Origin of the sequence: Brevibacillus sp. FSL K6-0770 (assembly GCF_038000275.1) — a bacterium.
Classification (GTDB): Bacteria; Bacillota; Bacilli; order Brevibacillales; family Brevibacillaceae; genus Brevibacillus; species Brevibacillus parabrevis.
This window is the reverse complement of record NZ_JBBOBQ010000001.1, coordinates 4,273,665-4,292,012: the sequence shown is the minus strand read 5'-3', so window position 1 is coordinate 4,292,012 and position 18,348 is coordinate 4,273,665. Positions and strand designations below refer to the sequence as shown.

Below are 18,348 nucleotides of genomic sequence, written 5' to 3'. Positions count from 1 at the left end.
CTTTTTTCGTCAGCGGATGCGGGGGCGGCGACTGGCTTGGATGGAATCTCCACGTAACCAGACGAAGGGCTGATTCGTCTTTTCAAAGGAAAAAGGCTGCACATTAATGCAGCCAGGTGTAAATGACTTGTGGCGTTTCTTCTTCCGGTCCCGCCGGAAGGACGAACAAAGGCGGATTGCTCCACGGGCTTGCGGGAGCAGGGGCATCCGAGATGATAAATTCGGTGCCCAGTGAGACGAAGGAGTACAGTTCCTCCACAGCGGCATTGAGCAAGCGCACACAGCCGAGAGACACGGAGGTTCCGATGCTCTCCGGATGGTTGGTGCCGTGGATCGCATAGCCGTTTCCTTGAAAAACCATCCCTCGTGTGCCGTATATGTTGTCATGGCCGCGCGGTTTGTTGATTTTTTGCAAGATCGTATAGTACCCCTCTGGCGTCGAGTCGTTTTTGCCGATGCCCGCCGGATAGCTGCGCACGAGATGCGTGCCGCTCAAAAGCTGGAGCGTGTGCGACTTTTGTGCAAGGCGAACTTGCAGCGGTTCCAAAGGCGACAGCGGCTCAGGATAGCCGGGAAGCGGCAGGACATCGCGCAAGCTTGCCCATGCCGCTCCGCTCTGAAAAGCAGCGGGGTGATACGGATAGCTTTCCAGCAAGAGACGTTTTGGCGGAACAGGGATTTGCGGCAAATAGTTGCCGGGGTAGCTTGCTGCCAAATCCGCCAGCCTGGTTGGAAGGGTCCCTTTTTGCTGATAGTAGCGATAGAGGGCATTGCGCAATGTCAGCACGTGCTGGAGTGTTTGCTGCTCGGTTGCGAGGTCTGTGCGCGCTGTTGCAAGCGCCGCCTCCTGAGCGAAGCTGGCTGGTGCTGCAAACCAGCGCTGGCTGATGACACTCCGGCTGGCGGGATTGTATTGCACAATCCCTTTTACCTGTTTGGGCTGATAAAACAACAGTGGCGTAAACAGCGGCGATCCGGGCACTTCCGGAACGACGATGACTGTATACGGCTGTGTCAGCGCCGGACGACGCCCCTCTACATAACGGCGAACCTGGCTCTGCAATTGTTTCGGGTCAAGTGCCGCAGGAACCGCAATCACCTCGACATGAGGCTGCGATCCAGCAGGAGTGCCGACAGGCTTTTCCGCTGTCTGTGTGCGGGCAGCAGGAGCGGCATCTTGCAAAGGCCCGGGTGAGAACACAAACTGGGCGTACAAAAAGGCGAGTGCCGCCAGAAGCAAGCGTGCCTGGTTGCGCCAGTTCTGGCGTTTTTGCTCGCGAAGCAATTTTTGATAGGCGTCTCGCGCCTCGTTAAAATAAGGGCCTTGTTTGGCAAAAAGACTTTGTCTGTAAGCGGCGAGCGCCTGCTGCGTGTCGCCTTGCGCTTCTTTTGCTTGGCCAAGATGGTACCAGCCAATCGCTTCATCCGGGTGTTGCTGGGTAAACCACCGGTAGAAGGAGAGGTCGCTTTGCTCTGGATATTTCATATGAAAGGCGCTTTTTTCCTGAAGAAAGGAAACCTTGTCCACCGATACTCCCCCCTATATGGTTGTATCGGCGTGGCTCGGCAAAAAAGTGAGTGTGGAGGGGAAAATAATGGTTTATTTACGGACGATCAAGCTGTTACGCGAGAAGTTTCCCGAGGCGGGGCGGTATCCGTTTGACCTGCCGTCGCTGCGAAATTTGGAGGCGATCGAGCTGGACACGAGCGTGACTTTTTTGGTCGGGGAAAACGGTTCGGGCAAGTCGACGATGCTCGAAGCCGTCGCGTATCAGTGCGGCTTTCATACGGCTGGCGGATCGCGCAACAATTATTATGACGTCCACAAGTCCGAAGCGAGTCTGGGCGACTATATCCGGCTTTCCTGGCTTCCGAAGCAGACGAACGGTTTTTTCTTGCGGGCCGAGAGCTTTTACCAGTTTGCCAGCCACATCGACTCGATCGGCGGCAGCGGCAGTTACGGCGGGAGGTCGCTGCACGCGCAATCGCACGGGGAAGCGTTCATGTCGCTGTTCACCAACCGCTTCAACAGCAAAGGCATTTACTTGCTGGACGAACCTGAGGCGGCCCTGTCGCCCAAACGTCAACTGGCCTTCTTGTTTTTGATGCGCGAACTGGTGGCAGAGGGCGCGCAGTTTGTGATCGCGACTCATTCCCCGATTTTGATGGGCTTTCCCGGAGCGAAAATCTTCAGCTTTGACGAATCGCCTGTGCAGGAAGTGCGGTATCAGGAGACGGAGCACTACCAACTGACCCGGCGGTTTTTGGAGAAGCCGGCTGCTTTTTTAGACGAATAACGATTTTTTTAAAAATATCCTGTCACAAAAAAGGTCCCGGCGGTTTCTATAAGGTGTAGAACGCGATAGAAGCTGAGTCAGCGGCCTTTGCAGGAAGGAGGAGACGTGATGGAGGTGCAGGCAAAACTGGCGATGAACCAGACGCGGGTGCAAGACGATGCAGACTCGTTTCACGATCTGTTTACCGCTTACTACCCGTTCGTTGTCCGGCAGGCGATGCGGATTGTCCGCGAGCAGCAAGCAGCAGAAGATGTCGCTCAGGAAGTGTTTCTCTCCTTTTACGATACAGATCGCTCCACTGTAGAGAATATCCCGGCTTGGCTATCCAAAGCGGCACTCTATGCAGCCTGCAACTATTTGCGATCAGAGAAGCGCAGGCAGGATAGGCAGGAGCGCACTACTGCGGATCAGGCGCACACCACGCCGTCATCCGAGGAAGCATGGCTGGAAAAAGAAGCGATCAGCCACGTGCAAGAGGTGCTGGACGAGCTGGATGAGCGTGAGCGTACTTTGCTGGTCATGAAATACTCCGGCTTTCCCTACGCCGAGCTGGCAAAAGCGACTGGAACTCCGGTTCAATCTGTCGGAACGATTTTGGCGCGAGCGAAAAACAAATTTCGCAGGCTATACGAGCGGATCAGGGGGGAAGAGGGATGAAATGTGCAGATACGGGCTTTATCCAGGCTTTTCTGGATGGAGAGTGCGAAGCCCGGGAGAGCGAGCAGTTCCGCAGTCACCTGACGGAGTGCGAGCAATGCCGCGCTCGCCTGGATGAGCTGATGGCTTTGGACGTCTGGTCGCGGGAACAGATCGAAGCAGACGTATTCGCCCGTGCCGATCAGGCGAAAGTGAACACGGACGCAGCTTGGCAGCGGTTTTCGCAAACAGTAGGAAAGGCAAACAAGAGCAATCAGTTGCGTGAGTGGAATCACCACAAAGAGCGCAAAGCAAAAAGGAGCTGGAACGAAATGAACAAATCGACGAAACGCTGGGTAACAGCGGCATCGGCAGCAGCTGTGGTCGCCGTGTCTCTGTCTTTTCCGCAAGTACAGGCGGCGGCTAATGACTTTTTGTCCATGTTTCGCATGAGCAAAGTCGAATTTGTCAAAGTGACGCAAGAAGACTTGCAAGAAGTGGAAAACTGGATGGCAAGCGGCAAAGCCGGGGAGATCGATCTGAAAGGAATCGGAAAGATCGAAATCGACGGAATGGATGACAACAAACAGGAAAGCCGTAACCACTACTACAACAACCGGGAAGCTGCGGAAAAAGCGGGAGTCAAGCTGCCGTCAGTGCCTGCCGACATGGCTGTGGAAGGGGTAGAAGTTACCTCGCCGTATCGCATGCATCTCGAAATCGACACCGAGCGGGCAAACAAGCTGCTTGCCCAACTGCAAATCGATGCTCGCTTCGACGACGAGCTGAATGGCAAGCGCATCTCGCTGGAAGTGCCGAAAATGCAAACAACATATATCGGCACCGGAAAAGAGAGCTATTCCTACACGATTGTGGACGCGCCTGAGCTGAAAGCTCCCGATGGCGTAGATCTGGAAAAGCTGCGCGAGACGATGCTGGCTCTGCCGTTCATCCCGGAGCAAGTGAAAAAGCAAATGCTTGACATCAAAGACTGGAAACATACGATTCCTGTTCCGTACATGGCGGACGGCAAAAGCGACATGAAAGAAGTCAAAGTGAACGGCGAAGAGGGCATGCTGCTCACAAGCGAGTACAATACGCATCTCGTTTGGCAAAAAGACGGGAAAATCCACATTTTGGATGGCAGCGAAAAGCGTGGAGAAGAACTTCTGGCTTTGGCAAAACAGCTGAACTAAAGAAGCAGCATAAAGCGAAATATAAAGCGGAATGGCAGAGTTTTCCTGTAGGGGAGGCTCTGCTTTGTCCCGTTTTCCGCTAAAGTTTCAAGTTTCAAGTTTTAGGAGGCATGAGATGTCCAATTACGTAATCGAGACCTGGGATTTGTCCAAGCAGTACAACGGCAAGGCGGGCTGCAAAAACATCACTTTGCAAGTGCCGCGTGGCAGTGTGTTTGGATTTCTCGGGCAAAATGGCGCGGGGAAAAGCACGTTTGTCAGAACGATGCTCGGTCTGCTGCACCCGACAGCGGGCAAGGCCGTCATGCTTGGGCATCCGATCGGCACGGTGGAATCGCGGCAAAAGGTCGGGTATTTGCCGGAGCTGTTTCGCTACCCCGATTGGCTGACGGGCCAACAGCTCCTGGAGCACCACGCCCAGCTGTGCGGATTGTCCCGTTCCCAGGGCAGAGCGGTCATCCGGGATGTACTGGAGCAGGTAGGGATGGCAGGGCGTGAGCGCGAGCGCATTCGCGGCTATTCCAAAGGTATGCAGCAGCGCATCGGAATCGCTTGTGCGCTCTTGTCCGATCCCGAGCTGATTTTTTTGGATGAGCCGACCTCGGCGCTGGACCCGATTGGACGAAAAGAAGTGCGCGAGTTGATTACCAGGCTCCGCGATCAAGGAAAAACGATTTTTCTCAACAGCCATTTGCTGAGCGAGATGGAGAGCGTCTGCAACTATGTAGGGATTATTCACCGCAGCGAGCTGGTCGTGCATGGAGATTGGCGCAAGCTGAGCAGCGTTGCCCCGCAGGTGGAGCTTACGGTGGAAGCGGCGAGTTTTTCGGCGGGGGAGGAGCTTCCGGCATTCGTGACAGAGAGCAGATTGCTCAGGGAAGCTGCTTCTCGTGCCACGTGGCTTTTGACTCTGGATCAGGACAACCGGGTTCCGGCTCTTTTGCAGGCGCTGGTTGGCCGAGGCGCGGCGGTACATGAGGTTGTGCAAAAGCAGCAATCGCTGGAGGAAGTATTTTTGTACTGGGTGCAAAAGAAGGAGGGGGAAGCACATGTGGCCGATCATGAAAATCACGTATAGGGAGATGATCTCCAAGCGGATTTTTACGATTACGATATTGATGTCGCTGGCTTTCCTGTTGCTGTTTGGCGTAGCGACCTGGTATGCGGCGCGGGAAATGAACGAGTCATGGGGTGGCAGGGCAAGTGACATGCTGCTGCAAAAAAACTTTTTCTCCACGCAACTGCTCGGCATGGGCCTGTACTTTGGTTCGTTCATTACGGCGCTGCTCGCGATCCTGAGCAGTGTCGGCAGTATTGCCCACGAAGTCGAGAGCCATCAGATTGATACGTGGCTGGCCCGGGCGTTGCCGCGCCACCGATACGTCCTGGGGAAGTTCGGCGGATTGACGAGCATGCTTGTCCTCTATGCGCTCCTGATGTTTCTCGGCATTCTCGGGATCAATCAATGGGTTGGCGGAGGCATGCTGGCGGTTGACGTGAGTGCGCAGCAAATAGGGACTTCGCTCGGGTATTTTATCCTGATGCCAGTGATTCTCGTCTGTGTCTCCTTGCTGCTCAGCAGCATCACGACGACGGTAACAGGCGGCATCATCCTGATCATTTTGTACGGAATCAGCTTCATCGGCGGGTTTGTCGAGCAGATCGGGTCGATTTTGGGGGAGAACGCACTGATCAACATCGGGATTATATCCAGCTTGTTGTTTCCTACCGATTCGCTGTTCAGACAATCGACGGTCGCGCTTTTCGAGGCAGCGGAGGACCCGATTTCGTTTGCTTCCCAGGGGATATTTGGCACCACGTCTCCGCCAAGCCAGTTGATGTTTTTCTACACGCTGTTTTACGGCGCGGCGACGCTGGCGCTGGCTGTCCGGTTGTTTGGAAAGCGGGATGTGTAGATCGCACAAAGATGAAAATAATAGCAGCCCGAGCCGTGAAGAGACGGACTCGGGCTTTTTTCATGAAATGGGATGTGGTTGCTTGCCGTCAACAGGACGGTCATGACCGTTTGGTTAGCGTATGTTAGGGTTGGTCGGACTGCGGGGGAACGGCTGGTTCTTTTTGTTCGCTTTTTTGTAGAAGCTGGATCAATTGGTCCAGCTTTTCATTTCGTTCTTGGTCGAGGGCAATTTTGTTGTTCATGAACCGGATCAGGCTAATGAGCAAATAAATGATCAGGCCGTAAAACAAAAGCATGATGAACAGTGGGATGGATGCGATTCCGAAATCGAGCATGCAAACCTCCGCTTGGAAAAATATAGGTTGTCAACTATTGTACCATTTAAACGAATAAGCAGACAGGCGTATCGTGAATTTTATGACGTTTATGACAAAAATGCGGGTAAAACTGTTTATGCGCGAATTGTATTCGGATTTTTACGAACATTGCTATAATGACAGCAGCAAATGAAAGCGCATTCGTACACGTTGTTGTAAGCGCATTCTCCCAAGGAGGAAAAAGGTATGCTGTCATGGCTTGGCTTTTTAATGGTAGCCGTTTTCATGTATTTGATCATGTCGAAGCGACTTTCGGCTTTGGTTGCACTTATTATGGTTCCTGTTGTGTTTGCTTTGCTTGGCGGCTTTGCGGATCAGCTTGGCACGATGATGCTTGCCGGTATCAAGCAGATTGCGCCTACGGGAATCATGCTGCTGTTTGCCATCCTGTACTTCGGAATCATGATGGATGCTGGCTTGTTTGATCCGCTGATTGCGAAAATATTGCAGATCGTCAAGGGCGATCCGCTGAAAATCGTCGTCGGTACGGCGATTCTGGCCAGTCTGGTCGCATTGGACGGAGACGGTACGACGACTTACATGATTACGGTCACGGCCATGTTGCCGCTGTATCAACGAATGGGGATCAAACCGATGATTTTGGCGGTCATTCCGATGCTTGCGCTGGGCGTCATGAACATGGCGCCGTGGGGCGGTCCGACTGCGAGAGCGATGAGTGTGTTGGGACTGGACGCATCCGAGCTGTTTACCCCGCTCATTCCTGCCATGGCTGCCGGGATCGCTTGGGTCATTTTCGTCGCCTGTATATTGGGCAAAGCAGAACGGAAACGGCTGGGGATTATCGAGCTTGGCGGTGCATCTCGCGCATCGTCGCCAGCACAAGCCGAGTTGGCGGCGGCTCATGAAGCAACTGCGAGCAAGCGTCCACAGCTGCTCTGGTTTAATCTGCTGCTGACCGTTGCGCTGATGCTCGGACTTATCACCAGCTTTTTGCCTTTGCCCATCTTGTTCATGATCGCGTTTGCCATCGCGCTGTTGATCAACTATCCCAAAATGGAAGACCAGAAGGAGCGGATCGCAGCGCACGCGGGCAACGCTCTCGCGACTGTCTCGATGGTCTTCGCTGCCGGAATTTTTACAGGCATTTTGACCGAGACAAAAATGATTGACGCCATGTCGAATACGGTTGTCTCCTGGCTGCCGGACTCGCTTGGCTCGCACATGCCTGTATTGGTCGCTTTGACCAGCATGCCTTTTACGTATTTCATGTCCAACGACGCCTATTATTTCGGCGTGGTGCCGATTTTGGCAAATGCGGCAGCAGCGTATGGAGTCGATCCGGCAGAGATCGGGCGGGCGTCGATTCTCGGCCAGCCCTTGCACGTTTTGAGTCCGCTGTTTGCCGCTCAATATTTGCTGCTGGGGATGGTTGGCGTGGACTACGCGCAGACGCAGCGCTTTATCATGAAATGGGCATTCGGCACTTCGCTTGTCATGATCGTTGTCGCGTTGCTTACGGGAGTGCTCACGTTGTAGCAGAGAACTTGCGAACTTGCGGGAAAAAGAGGCCGGGCGAAGGGCCTCTTTTTCAGTTGGACGCAAAATTGGGTTACAATGAGAAGAAGGGGGGAGGAACGTGCGTTTTCACAGCAAGCTGATGTTGATCATCTGTTCGCTCCTGCTAGGTGTCATCGTGATTTTGGGGATTACGTTTGAGCTGATGCTCGCGGATGCCCTGGAAAAAGAGATTGGCAGACGGGCGTTGGACACGGCGAAAACCGTGGCGCAAATGGAGGAAATCAAGCAGGCGTTTTACACAGAGGACCCGGCCAAAATCATCAATCCGATTGCGGAAAAAATCCGGGTAAGCACGAACGCCGCTTTTATTACAGTTGGCAATTTGCAAGGGATTCGCTACTCCCATCCAGACCCGGATGAAATCGGCAAGCCGATGGTCGGGGGCGATAACGAAACGGTGTTCGAAGGAAACTCGATCATCTCGGAAACGGTCGGATCGCTGGGGCCTGGCCTCAGGGGAAAAACGCCGATCTATAATGAAGCAGGGCAAGTGATAGGAGTCGTATCTGTCGGATTTTTGTTTGCGGATATTAATGAGACGATTGAAGCGTACCGCGACCGGATTGTGCTTGTCGGGATCATCACGCTGCTTTTGGGCGTCGTGTGCACGATGCTGCTTGCCCGGAATGTCAAAAAAGCGATTTTCGGCTTGGAGCCAGCGAGCATCGGACGGTTGTATCAGGAGAACCAGGCTGTGCTTGAATCGATTCGCGAAGGCATTGTGGCGGTCAACGAGACAGGGGCGATCACGCTTGCCAATCAGACGGCGCAACGACTGCTCGGCCAAAAGCAGGAAAAGGAGCGCGATTGTTTGACAGAGAAGCAGGACGACCTGGTGCACGCGCTTGGTCTCACGGAGGTAATCGAGACGGGGGAAGCCGAGTTTGACCGCGAAGCGCTGGTGAACGAGCAGGTGCTGATTGTCAACCGCGTGCCGATCAAGGATGCGAACAACCAGATCACGGGCGCTGTCGCCAGCTTCCGCAACCGTTCGGAATTGTTCGAGGTGACACAGGAGCTGTCCAGGGTAAAGGAATATGCTGAAGTGCTCCGCTCGCAAACGCACGAGTATTCCAACAAGCTGCACCTGATCTCCGGTTTGATCCAGCTGGAGTCGTATCAGGAAGCGATCCAGTTTATCTCGTCCGAGCTGGATGCACACGTCAGCCATACGCGATTCATTTTGCAAGAGGTGCCAGACCCGCTGATCGCCGGACTTTTGCTCGGCAAGCTGAATCAGGCCAATGAGCGCAAAATTGAGCTGAAAATCGATCCGGAAAGCAACTTCCGCGAAATTCCAGCGGCTATTGATCGCGCCCAACTGATTGTCATTTTGGGAAATTTGCTCGATAATGCGATGGATGCCGTCTGGGCACCGGGCGCTTTTGCCCAGGAGATCACGATCTTTTTGCTCGATATGGAAGAGGTGCTGTTGATCGAAGTAGAAGATCGCGGCCCAGGCATCTCGCGGGAACATGCCGAGCGGGTATTCGAGCTTGGCTTTTCTACCAAGCAGCAGCCGAATCACGGGTACGGCCTGCATCTGGTGCAACAAGCGGTTTCCAAGCTGCATGGCAATATTACGCATACAGGTAATCCGGCGGGCGGAACTATTTTTACGGTGACGCTGCCGAAAGAGGTTTGAACGTCGCAGATGAAGGAGGGAGAGCTGTATTGAAGAGCATGGCGGGAAAAAGCGCAATACGGGTTTTGATTGTAGAGGACGATTTGAGGATTGCCGAAGTAAATCGTCGCTTTGTGGAAAAGGTGGAAGGGTACGAGGTTGTCGGCATTGCGACCAATGCCCAGGAAGCCAGGGATCAGCTGGAGCTGCTTCAGCCCGATTTGGTGCTGTTGGACATTTATTTTCCGGACATGGACGGACTGGATTTCTTGTCTGTGATCAAGGAGCAGTTTCCCGCGTGCGACTGCATCATGCTAACAGCAGCCAAAGAGGTGGATACCGTCGTAGAAGCGATACGCTACGGCGTCTTTGATTTCATCACCAAGCCGCTGATTTTTGCCCGCCTGCAACAGACTTTGCAGAGCTACCAGGAGTTCAGGCAAAAAGTGCGGGAGTGGAAACAGGACAGGGAACAAATCAGCCAGGCCCAGATTGATGAGCTGATTTCCCGGACAAGCAGCAAAAAACCAGCGGAAGGAAGAGCCGTCAAAGGGATTGATCAGATTACACTGGACAAAATATCCGGTTATCTGATGCAAACACAAGAAGCTACTACCGAGCTGGTCAGCAAAGAAACGGGCATCAGCCGTTCAACGGCCCGTCGCTATTTGGAGTATCTGGTTGCTATTGGCGAAGCCGTCGCTGACCTTTCCTACGGCGTGGTTGGACGGCCAGAACGTGTGTACAGAATGGTGAGCAGGCGAAAAGACGGCAACTGAACAACTAGCGGCTTTTCAGGATTAAACCAGCGGATGAGCGCCGCCGACCATGTCGGACAGCTCCTTTTTCCGTCTGGTTTTTTCTTTGTACATGGCTGCATCAGCTTGCTCGATCATGTCCTCGATCGTTACATCCATACCAGAGCAGAAATAAAACAGTCCGTGGCTCGCCGTAATGAGATACGGCTTTTTCTGGGCGGCATTGATCGCCAAAAACTGCTGCCAGATGACGTCCCAAAGCGCATCGACTGCTTCTTGCGACTTGCCGGTAAAGAGGATGATGAACTCGTCACCGCCGTAGCGAAACAAAATGTCGTCAGCGCAGATGACGCCTCTGATCACATCGCACACCGTCGTGATCAGCGCGTCGCCCTCCCGGTGTCCGTACTGGTCGTTTACTTGCTTGAGATTGTTGATGTCGACGAAGCAAATCGTGCATGAAATCCAGGAGCTGCGGGATTCAGCGACGAGCTGTTGCAGGGCTTCGATCCCGCTCCGGCGATTCAACTGACCAGTCAGCAAGTCGATCGAAGCGTGCTTTGCCAGCTCGCTTTCTACTTTTTTCAACTCGGTGATGTCTGTCATCCCGGATAAAATGCACGGGATATTGTCGTACTCGATCACTTCATAGTGAACCATGGCCCAACGGGTAAAGCCCGGCGCGCTTTTTTGCTGGAGCACGTGGTTTTTGATGCTGCCTGTTTTGCGCAGTTGCTCGACGACTTCCTGGCGATCTGCTGCGTCCTGAAAAACATAGCTCGTGTCGTAACGTTCTTCGTCACCTGCTGTGCAGGGCCATTCTTTTTGGGCGCGCTCGTTCATCAGCAAAATGCGCCCGTCAGAGAGACGGGAGAGAAGCAGCGGGTACGGATTGATGTCAAACAATTTGCGCAAATTTTCCGCTGATTCCTTTTGCTCACGTTTGTAGTTGAACTCTTTTTTTCTATAAGAATGGAAAGCAAGCACGATGAAAAAGGAGATGCACACCGTCATGCTCGTATTGATCTGTTTGGCGTGAAGCGAGAAATCATCCTGGGGAATTTGCGCCAACACATACAGAAACAGCAAGTGACAAGGCACAAGAATATAGGCGAAGTACCGCGGGCGCAGCGGAAAGACGGCTGCAACCCCGATGAGCACGACGACGTAGGCGTCAATATTTCCCGAGAGTCTGTGGCTGTTCAAAGACGACAGAGCGCTTGCTAGGACGTAGCCCGCCACGAACAAAATGATCAGAGAGTGCGGCCAGGAGGAGCGCATGAAGCTTTCGCTCTTCTGAAACTTTTGATAGATGAAGACGAGAATCAAGGAGGCGATAAAGCCTGATGTATGTATAGAAGTAAGCGTGTAAAGAAACAGCGGATTGCCGACGTCTTTAAGCAGGACGAGATCGACGTACAGAAAGACGGGATAGCACAAAAGCAAGAATATCGAGGTCATCCGTAACCGCGCGAACAAAAGGCTGTTATTCCATTCGTGAAAGGCATCATCGTAGCGATTCATATGCTTTTCTCCCAATCCTTTGCTTGAAAGATCGAAAAAACCCCACGCAAGCACGAGCTGTATCCATAGCGTGTTCGCGTGGGAGTCATTTACTTGTAAAAGCGTTGCGCTTCGCTTACTTTATCAAGCAGCTGGCTTCTACCCGGTAGATCCGCTGTCCTCTGGAAGAAAAGCGCTCTTCGTACTCGGTCATCACGTTTTCTTCTGCGAGTTTCGATTGGTGAAGATCAAAGGTGATGTTCTTCATCTGAAAGCGCTCGGCAGCGAATTGATTGAGGGAGAACTCAAACAGCTTTTCGTTGTCGGTCTTCATATGAATTTCGCCGTCTTGGGTGAGCACCTGGCGATAGTTGTTCAGGAAGCTGGCGTAGGTGAGGCGGCGCTTGGCATGGCGCGCTTTTGGCCACGGATCGCTGAAATTCAAATAAATCCGGGCAATTTCATGATCGGCGAACAGTTCACTGATCTTGGAGGCGTCGAACTGGATAAATGCCAGATTCGGAATCGTCTCGTACTCGGTTCGCTGCAAGGCCCGCAAAACAACCTCTGCTTTCAGTTCAACCGCAATGAAATTCGTATCAGGGTGACGCTTTGCCAGTGTATTAATGAAGCGTCCCTTTCCACAGCCGATCTCCACGTGGATCGGATGGTCATTTCCGAAGCGTTCCTTCCATCTTCCTTTATAGGAAAGCGGGCTGTCTACAAATGTCGGATATTCACGCAGGGCCGCTTCGGCGCCTGGGATGTTACGCAGTCGCATATGTTCCTCCTTCAAAACGAACTCCTATCTACTTTACGATGACTCTCAACAGGTTGCAAGCATAGAGAAGAGAGAGAAGGAAGAAACCATTTTTGCCCGCGTGAAAATAGCGCGAAAAGGGATTTTTTGCAAGTGGGTATAGGTCATAAGTCGCATATGATGCGGACAATCGGCGAATCGCACTGGATACAATTGGACAAAACCGGAGGAACATTTTGGCATGAAAATAAACTGAAAATTTAAGGAATGCCTGTTACAGCGGGCTTGAGGGCGTCAAGCGGAAATCACATCCATTTGTTCAATCGGTTTCTGCCAAGTTTTTGGTAATTTCACAGCGCGACAGCTTTGGTAAAGTAGAGAACAAGTGAGAGGTCACCCAAACTTTGCATAAATAAAGCTTCTACCGAAACCATCTCGTAGAAGCGCGTTCTGTCAAAAGGGAGGATGAACAACATGAAATTGCGAAAAACCCTCATCGGAATCGTAATGGGATTGACTTTAGGAGTAACAGCGATTGCACTGCCAATGCCAGGAGAGCAAAATGTAGCTCACGCAGCCTGGACGCAAGCGAAGGCAGACAAAGTCATCAGCACAGGTAAAAAATATCTGGGGACCCCCTATAAATTTGGTGCAAAGAGCTCGACAACAGCTGTTTTTGACTGCTCTTCTTTCACGCAGCGCGTATTCCGTGTAGCAGTAGGCAAAAGCTTGCCACGTACCTCGCGTGACCAGGCGAAAAAAGGCGTGAGTGTGTCCAAGGCCAACCTGAAAAAAGGGGATTTGGTATTTTTCAAGGCGAGCACGACGACGAAGTCCAAGCGGATTACTCACGTTGCTATTTATGCGGGAAACAACAAGATTCTACATACCTACGGGCAACCGGGTGTGACCTTTACCGCATTTAAAGGAACGTCCTGGGAGAAGCGCTTCGTTTCTGCGCGACGTGTTCTGTAGCTGATTCTTTGTTCTCTTACTTAGTAATACGTCTCGCAGCGCAGATTGTTGCGAGAAAAGCGCAAGCAAATTTTGGAAAAGAACAAGCCGCAATGCTTCTCGGAACGATCCTTTGTGGATCGTTCTTTTTGTATACGTGCGAAAATGGTAGAAAAGTGACTGATAATGTTTATGGTAAACTACAATATGTATGTTGTTCATTCATAAGCCGTTTATGTAAAATGAACACAGGCATACGCAGGGAAAGTGTGGAATTTAGGGCTTTACTACCTCTTTAAAAGTAGTGTATAGTGCGAAATTAGAAAGAAAACTGCTTTTCTGGAACTTTTTTCATAGGTAAAATTACCTATATTGTCATTCTTGTACATATTTTATGACAAGGGGAAAGGAAACTTGATGGTTACTACGCGTACGCCACGCAAACGGCGGGTTCTGCCGTGGAGTGCATGGATGATTGCAAGCTCTTTGCTTGTCGGCTGCCAGTTTGGGGTTGAAGAAGCAAACAACGTTCCGAAAGCGAATACGACTCAAACGATTCCCGCGAGCAACGGTGAGAAGAGCAAAGTCATTCCTTTTGTATATACAGCAAAGAAAGAACTGACCCTGACCTTCAACGGGATGGGGGATGACGCAACCATGAAGAAGCTGCTGGACGAGCTGGACAAGTACCAGATCAAAGCGACCTTTTTTCTCCCGGGGATGCGGGTTGCGGAAGAGCCGGAGATCGCCAAGGAAATCCTCAAGCGAGGGCATGAAATCGAGAACAACACGCTGAATCACTTGGACGATGCCCAACTCAGCTATGAGCAAATCTACAAAGAGATTCAGCTTGGCAACGACGTAATCAAAAAGCAGACCGGAGTCACTCCAAGCTATGTGCGCACCAAATCGGGGGATGTTACCGATAATGTCCGTCTGGCTGCGGCTGCGTTGGGAATGAAAGGCGTAGTCAGCTACAGCATCAATCCGAAAGACCGGGACATGAAAAAGGATGCAAAGGCGATTGGCGAGTACGTGGAGAGGTTCATGACCAGGGGCGGGATTATTACGATGAATACAGACATCAATCCCGAAGTGATTCCCGCCATCTCCTATATTGCGAAAGCGGCCAATGACATCGGCTACAAGCTCGTTCCGCTGGGGGAGCTTGTGAAAAACGGAGGAGAGCGCAAGCCGCTGGAACAAATTCCTGGCTATGATGCGGCAAAAATTAATCCCGACACGAAAAATGCCACCTATCACCTCATCTATCAGATGGAGACGAACGAACCGAAAATTGCCCTGACTTTTGACGACTGGGGCAGCGACAAGACGGTTACGAAGATTCTCGATATTTTGGAAGAGCACGATGTCGTCGCGACCTTTTTCCTGCGGGCAAAAGGGGTAGAGGACAACCCCAACCTGGCGCGGGCGATGGTGGAAGGCGGGCACGACGTGGCGAACCACAGTTACAGCCATCCGGTCGTCACGACGATTTCGCCGCAGGAGTTGCAAGAAGACTTGGTGAAAGCGCACCGTGTCATTACAGATGCGATTCAGCAGCAGCCTGTGATGCTGTTTCGTCCACCGACAGGAGTCGTTAACGACGAGACAGCCCGATTGATCTCGGCAGTCGGATACAAAAACATCGCGATGTACGACGTGACGATGCTGGACTGGGATGCCAGACACAGCGCCGATGATATCGTCAACGGAATCATGACCAAGACGAAAAACGGCAGCGTCATTTTGCTTCATATGCTCGACAACATACATACAGTTGAAGCGCTGCCTGTTGCCTTGGAAAAGCTGAAACAGAAAGGCTTCAAATTCGTCAAAATGGCTGACATGGTTCCAAAGTAAAACGCGGGAAAACTGCCTGGAATTGACTATAGCTGTTTTCTTTCATAAGGAGTAGTATGAAGGACTGTAGTCGAGGAATTTTCTTTGCGTATATCGGGAGAAAAGGAGAAAAGACATGCCCAAAAAGATAGGAAGAAACCAAAAATCATTCTTGTTTTCCATAGCCATGGCGATGCTTGCGATTGCCGTGTTAGCAGGATGCGCTCCGCTGCACGATCGGGGCCAGCCATTTGGCTACGCTGCGCAAAAAACCAAAACGACTCAAAAGATCATTCGCTATACAGGAGAAAAAAGCAAGGGCATTCCTTTCGTCTATACGACCAAGCGAGAACTGGCTCTTACCTTTAACGGGATGGCTGACAGCAAGAAGATGAAACAACTGCTCGATGCACTGGACAAGCAGCAGATCAAGGCGACTTTCTTTTTGCCTGGCATGCGTGTAGCCGAGGAGCCGAATCTGGCAAAAGAAATCGCTGCCCGCGGCCATGAGGTCGAGAACAATACACTGAATCTGCTCGATCTGAGCAAGCTTCCCTATGACAAGATCAGCTCCGAGATCAAGCTGGCCAAAGATGTCATTGAGAAGAAGGCAGGGATTAAAACACGTTACGTGCGAACAAAATCGGCGACCTATACCGATGACATTTTGTTGGCCGCAGCGGGCGCAGGCCATGAAGCTGTTATCTCCACCAGCCTGTTTTTGCATAACTGGGAAAAAGAGACAGAAGAACAAAAAATGCGCTACGTCAGAAAATACATCAATCGTGGCGGGATCATAACCATGGACACCGTTGAGAGCAAGCAACTCGCCGAGAATGTTGCTCTTTTGGCGCGGGCAGCAAACGATGCCGGATATCGCTTTGTTCCTTTGAAAGACTTGATTGCAGGCAGCCAAGAGAGAAAGCCAGCTGAGCAAATTGAAGGCTATGACGCTGCGAAAATCAATTTGGATGTTCAAAATGTTACTTATCGATATGTACAAAGAGACGAGTCAGACAAGCCGCAGATCGCCCTGTCTTTTGACGACTGGGGAAGCGATGCTACTGTCACAAAAATTTTGGACACATTGGACAAGTACCAGATTAAAGCTTCGTTCTTCTTGCGGGCCGACGGGGTGGCAAAAAATCCGAACCTCGCCAGAGCGATATATGAAGCAGGACACGATGTGGCGAACCACACGTACTCTCATCCCGTTTTGACCAAAATCACAGTGGCTCAGATGCAGGAAGAAATCGTCAAAGCGCATCAGATCATTACAGGCGCGATTCAGCAAAAGCCGACCATGTACTTCCGACCACCGACCGGAGCCATTAATGACAATACATTAAAAGCTATTTCAGCGACTGGTTACCATACCATTACGAACTTTGATGTAGATCCTTCCGATTACATGAAAACAAAGACGGCGGACGAAATTGCAAACATCGTCATCGAGAAAACAAAAAATGGCAGTGTGATCCTGCTGCACATGCTCGATGACATAAAAACCGTAGACGCGTTGCCAACCATCATTGAGAAGCTGCAAGAGAAAGGCTATACGTTTGTGAAAATGTCAGAAATGTTTGGTTCGTAATCGACAATGAGAGAGGAAGAAACATCATGGATCTGTTTGACGCAATTGTAGAGCGCCGGGAAAAAATTGCTGTCGTCGGACTCGGATATGTAGGGTTACCAGTAGCAGTTGCGTTGGCAGAAAAAGTGTCTGTAATCGGTTTTGATGTCAATCGCGTCAAAGTGGACAATTACCAAAACGGGCTATGCCCGGATGGAAGCATGGACGAGGAGCGGCTGCGAGCCAGTACGATTGACTTTACGTCAGATGAAACAAGACTGTCGGAAGCGCGGTTTTTCATCGTCGCCGTGCCGACGCCGATCAAGAGCGGCAATGTGCCAGATCTGCACTACGTACAGGCGGCGACGCGGACGGTAGCGAAACATATGCCAAAAGGATCGGTTGTCGTCTTCGAATCGACCGTGTATCCGGGAGTGACCGAGGAAATATGCATCCCGATACTGGAAAGCGAATCGAACATGCGCTGTGGAGAGGATTTCACAGTCGGCTATTCGCCGGAGCGCATCAATCCGGGCGATGACGTGCACCGTTTTGAATCGATCGTGAAGATTGTATCAGGCATGGACGAACAAACATTGGATACGGTGGCGCGGGTGTACGGGCTGGTTGTGGAGGCGGGCGTGTATCGGGCGGAGAGCATCAAGGTCGCCGAAGCAGCCAAGGTCATTGAAAATGCCCAGCGCGACATCAATATTGCGTTCATGAATGAGCTTGCGATGCTGTTTCATCAGATGGGCATCGATACGAAGGCTGTGCTGCAGGCTGCCCGGACGAAGTGGAACTTTTTGCCGTTCACACCCGGTCTGGTAGGAGGGCACTGTATCGGCATCGATCCGTATTACTTGACCTACAAGGCAGAAGACAGCGGGTACCATTCCAAAATCATTTTGGCGGGTCGCCACATCAATGACGGGATGGGCAAATACATCGCGGAACAAATCATCAAGTCGGTTGTACGGATGAAGCTGGACGTCAAAAACGTGAAAATCGGCATCATGGGCTTGGCCTACAAGGAAAACTGCCCGGATATTCGCAACTCGAAAGTAGTGGACATTGTTTCCGAGCTTCACGAGTACGGGATTGTGCCGCTTGTCGTCGATCCGCTGGCTGATCCCAGACTGGCGTACGAGGAATACCGGATCGAGCTTTCCCACCCGGATGCGCTGAAAGAATTGGACGTGGTGATCGTAGCGGTTCCGCACGCCTTTTTTGCCAGCATGAGCGTGGACGACTTCGATGCCATGTACGGAAGCGGTCAGACAAAAATGATTTTCGATATCAAAGGAGTTTATCAAAAAGCCGATTTTGTGAATAAGGGTTACCATTACTGGAGCTTGTAAGAGGGAGTGG

At 51.7% G+C, this 18,348-nt stretch carries 16 protein-coding genes; 12 read left to right on the top strand and 4 right to left on the bottom strand.

The features are described from left to right. Window positions 1-103 precede the first annotated feature (103 nt). Complete coding sequence (locus tag NST23_RS20410; RefSeq protein ID WP_217022347.1) at window positions 104-1,528, bottom strand: L,D-transpeptidase family protein; 1,425 nt, start codon at window positions 1,526-1,528, stop codon at window positions 104-106. Window positions 1,529-1,595: 67 nt separating this feature from the next. Between NST23_RS20410 and NST23_RS20405 the strand changes: the two genes are divergently transcribed. The 5 genes from NST23_RS20405 (at window position 1,596) to NST23_RS20385 (ending at window position 6,045) form a co-directional block, all read left to right on the top strand. Next, entirely contained in the window at window positions 1,596-2,297 is a 702-nt protein-coding gene (locus NST23_RS20405; protein WP_122963910.1) for an AAA family ATPase, read from the top strand. A 108-nt stretch (window positions 2,298-2,405) separates the two neighbouring features. Further along, window positions 2,406-2,954 (top strand): RNA polymerase sigma factor SigX, encoded by a 549-nt coding sequence (locus NST23_RS20400; protein ID WP_122963911.1) that lies wholly within the window; start codon window positions 2,406-2,408, stop codon window positions 2,952-2,954. After that, window positions 2,951-4,129 (top strand): anti-sigma factor family protein, encoded by a 1,179-nt coding sequence (locus NST23_RS20395; RefSeq protein WP_173596843.1) that lies wholly within the window; start codon window positions 2,951-2,953, stop codon window positions 4,127-4,129. Before NST23_RS20400 ends, NST23_RS20395 begins: the two co-directional genes overlap by 4 nt. A gap of 115 nt (window positions 4,130-4,244) precedes the next feature. After that, complete coding sequence (locus NST23_RS20390; RefSeq protein ID WP_242774879.1) at window positions 4,245-5,207, top strand: ABC transporter ATP-binding protein; 963 nt, start codon at window positions 4,245-4,247, stop codon at window positions 5,205-5,207. Next, window positions 5,179-6,045, top strand: a complete 867-nt coding sequence (locus NST23_RS20385) for an ABC transporter permease (RefSeq protein ID WP_063228018.1) — start codon at window positions 5,179-5,181, stop codon at window positions 6,043-6,045. Before NST23_RS20390 ends, NST23_RS20385 begins: the two co-directional genes overlap by 29 nt. A gap of 124 nt (window positions 6,046-6,169) precedes the next feature. Here NST23_RS20385 and NST23_RS20380 read toward each other — a convergent pair whose 3' ends face one another. Next, window positions 6,170-6,382, bottom strand: coding sequence for a hypothetical protein (locus NST23_RS20380; protein WP_340964469.1), 213 nt, complete (start codon window positions 6,380-6,382; stop codon window positions 6,170-6,172). Between the two features lie 228 nt (window positions 6,383-6,610). Between NST23_RS20380 and NST23_RS20375 the strand changes: the two genes are divergently transcribed. From NST23_RS20375 to NST23_RS20365, 3 genes are all read left to right on the top strand, one after another. Next, window positions 6,611-7,921 carry a CitMHS family transporter gene (locus tag NST23_RS20375; protein ID WP_340964466.1) on the top strand — a complete coding sequence of 437 codons (1,311 nt, stop codon included), beginning with the start codon at window positions 6,611-6,613 and terminating at the stop codon, window positions 7,919-7,921. A gap of 100 nt (window positions 7,922-8,021) precedes the next feature. Next, window positions 8,022-9,608: an ATP-binding protein gene (locus NST23_RS20370; protein ID WP_281868143.1), complete on the top strand. Its 1,587-nt coding sequence runs from the start codon at window positions 8,022-8,024 to the stop codon at window positions 9,606-9,608. A 38-nt stretch (window positions 9,609-9,646) separates the two neighbouring features. Further along, the gene (locus tag NST23_RS20365) at window positions 9,647-10,366 is read left to right on the top strand and encodes a response regulator (RefSeq protein ID WP_280648773.1); all 720 of its coding nucleotides are present in this window, start codon (window positions 9,647-9,649) and stop codon (window positions 10,364-10,366) included. Window positions 10,367-10,387: 21 nt separating this feature from the next. Here NST23_RS20365 and NST23_RS20360 read toward each other — a convergent pair whose 3' ends face one another. Together NST23_RS20360 and trmB are read right to left on the bottom strand one after the other, a co-directional pair. Next, on the bottom strand, window positions 10,388-11,869 hold the full coding sequence (locus NST23_RS20360) for a sensor domain-containing diguanylate cyclase (protein WP_340964463.1): 1,482 nt from the start codon (window positions 11,867-11,869) through the stop codon (window positions 10,388-10,390). Between the two features lie 115 nt (window positions 11,870-11,984). Continuing rightward, entirely contained in the window at window positions 11,985-12,629 is a 645-nt protein-coding gene (trmB, locus tag NST23_RS20355) for a tRNA (guanosine(46)-N7)-methyltransferase TrmB (RefSeq protein WP_122963918.1), read from the bottom strand. Window positions 12,630-13,082: 453 nt separating this feature from the next. On the opposite strand from trmB, the gene NST23_RS20350 reads away from it, so the two are divergent. From NST23_RS20350 to NST23_RS20335, 4 genes are all read left to right on the top strand, one after another. Then, window positions 13,083-13,583 carry a C40 family peptidase gene (locus tag NST23_RS20350; protein ID WP_122963919.1) on the top strand — a complete coding sequence of 167 codons (501 nt, stop codon included), beginning with the start codon at window positions 13,083-13,085 and terminating at the stop codon, window positions 13,581-13,583. Window positions 13,584-13,979: 396 nt separating this feature from the next. After that, window positions 13,980-15,425 carry a polysaccharide deacetylase family protein gene (locus tag NST23_RS20345; protein ID WP_370641107.1) on the top strand — a complete coding sequence of 482 codons (1,446 nt, stop codon included), beginning with the start codon at window positions 13,980-13,982 and terminating at the stop codon, window positions 15,423-15,425. 115 nt (window positions 15,426-15,540) lie between these two features. Continuing rightward, entirely contained in the window at window positions 15,541-16,998 is a 1,458-nt protein-coding gene (locus tag NST23_RS20340; RefSeq protein WP_122963921.1) for a polysaccharide deacetylase family protein, read from the top strand. A gap of 26 nt (window positions 16,999-17,024) precedes the next feature. Next, complete coding sequence (locus NST23_RS20335; RefSeq protein ID WP_280648732.1) at window positions 17,025-18,338, top strand: nucleotide sugar dehydrogenase; 1,314 nt, start codon at window positions 17,025-17,027, stop codon at window positions 18,336-18,338. Window positions 18,339-18,348: the final 10 nt, after the last annotated feature.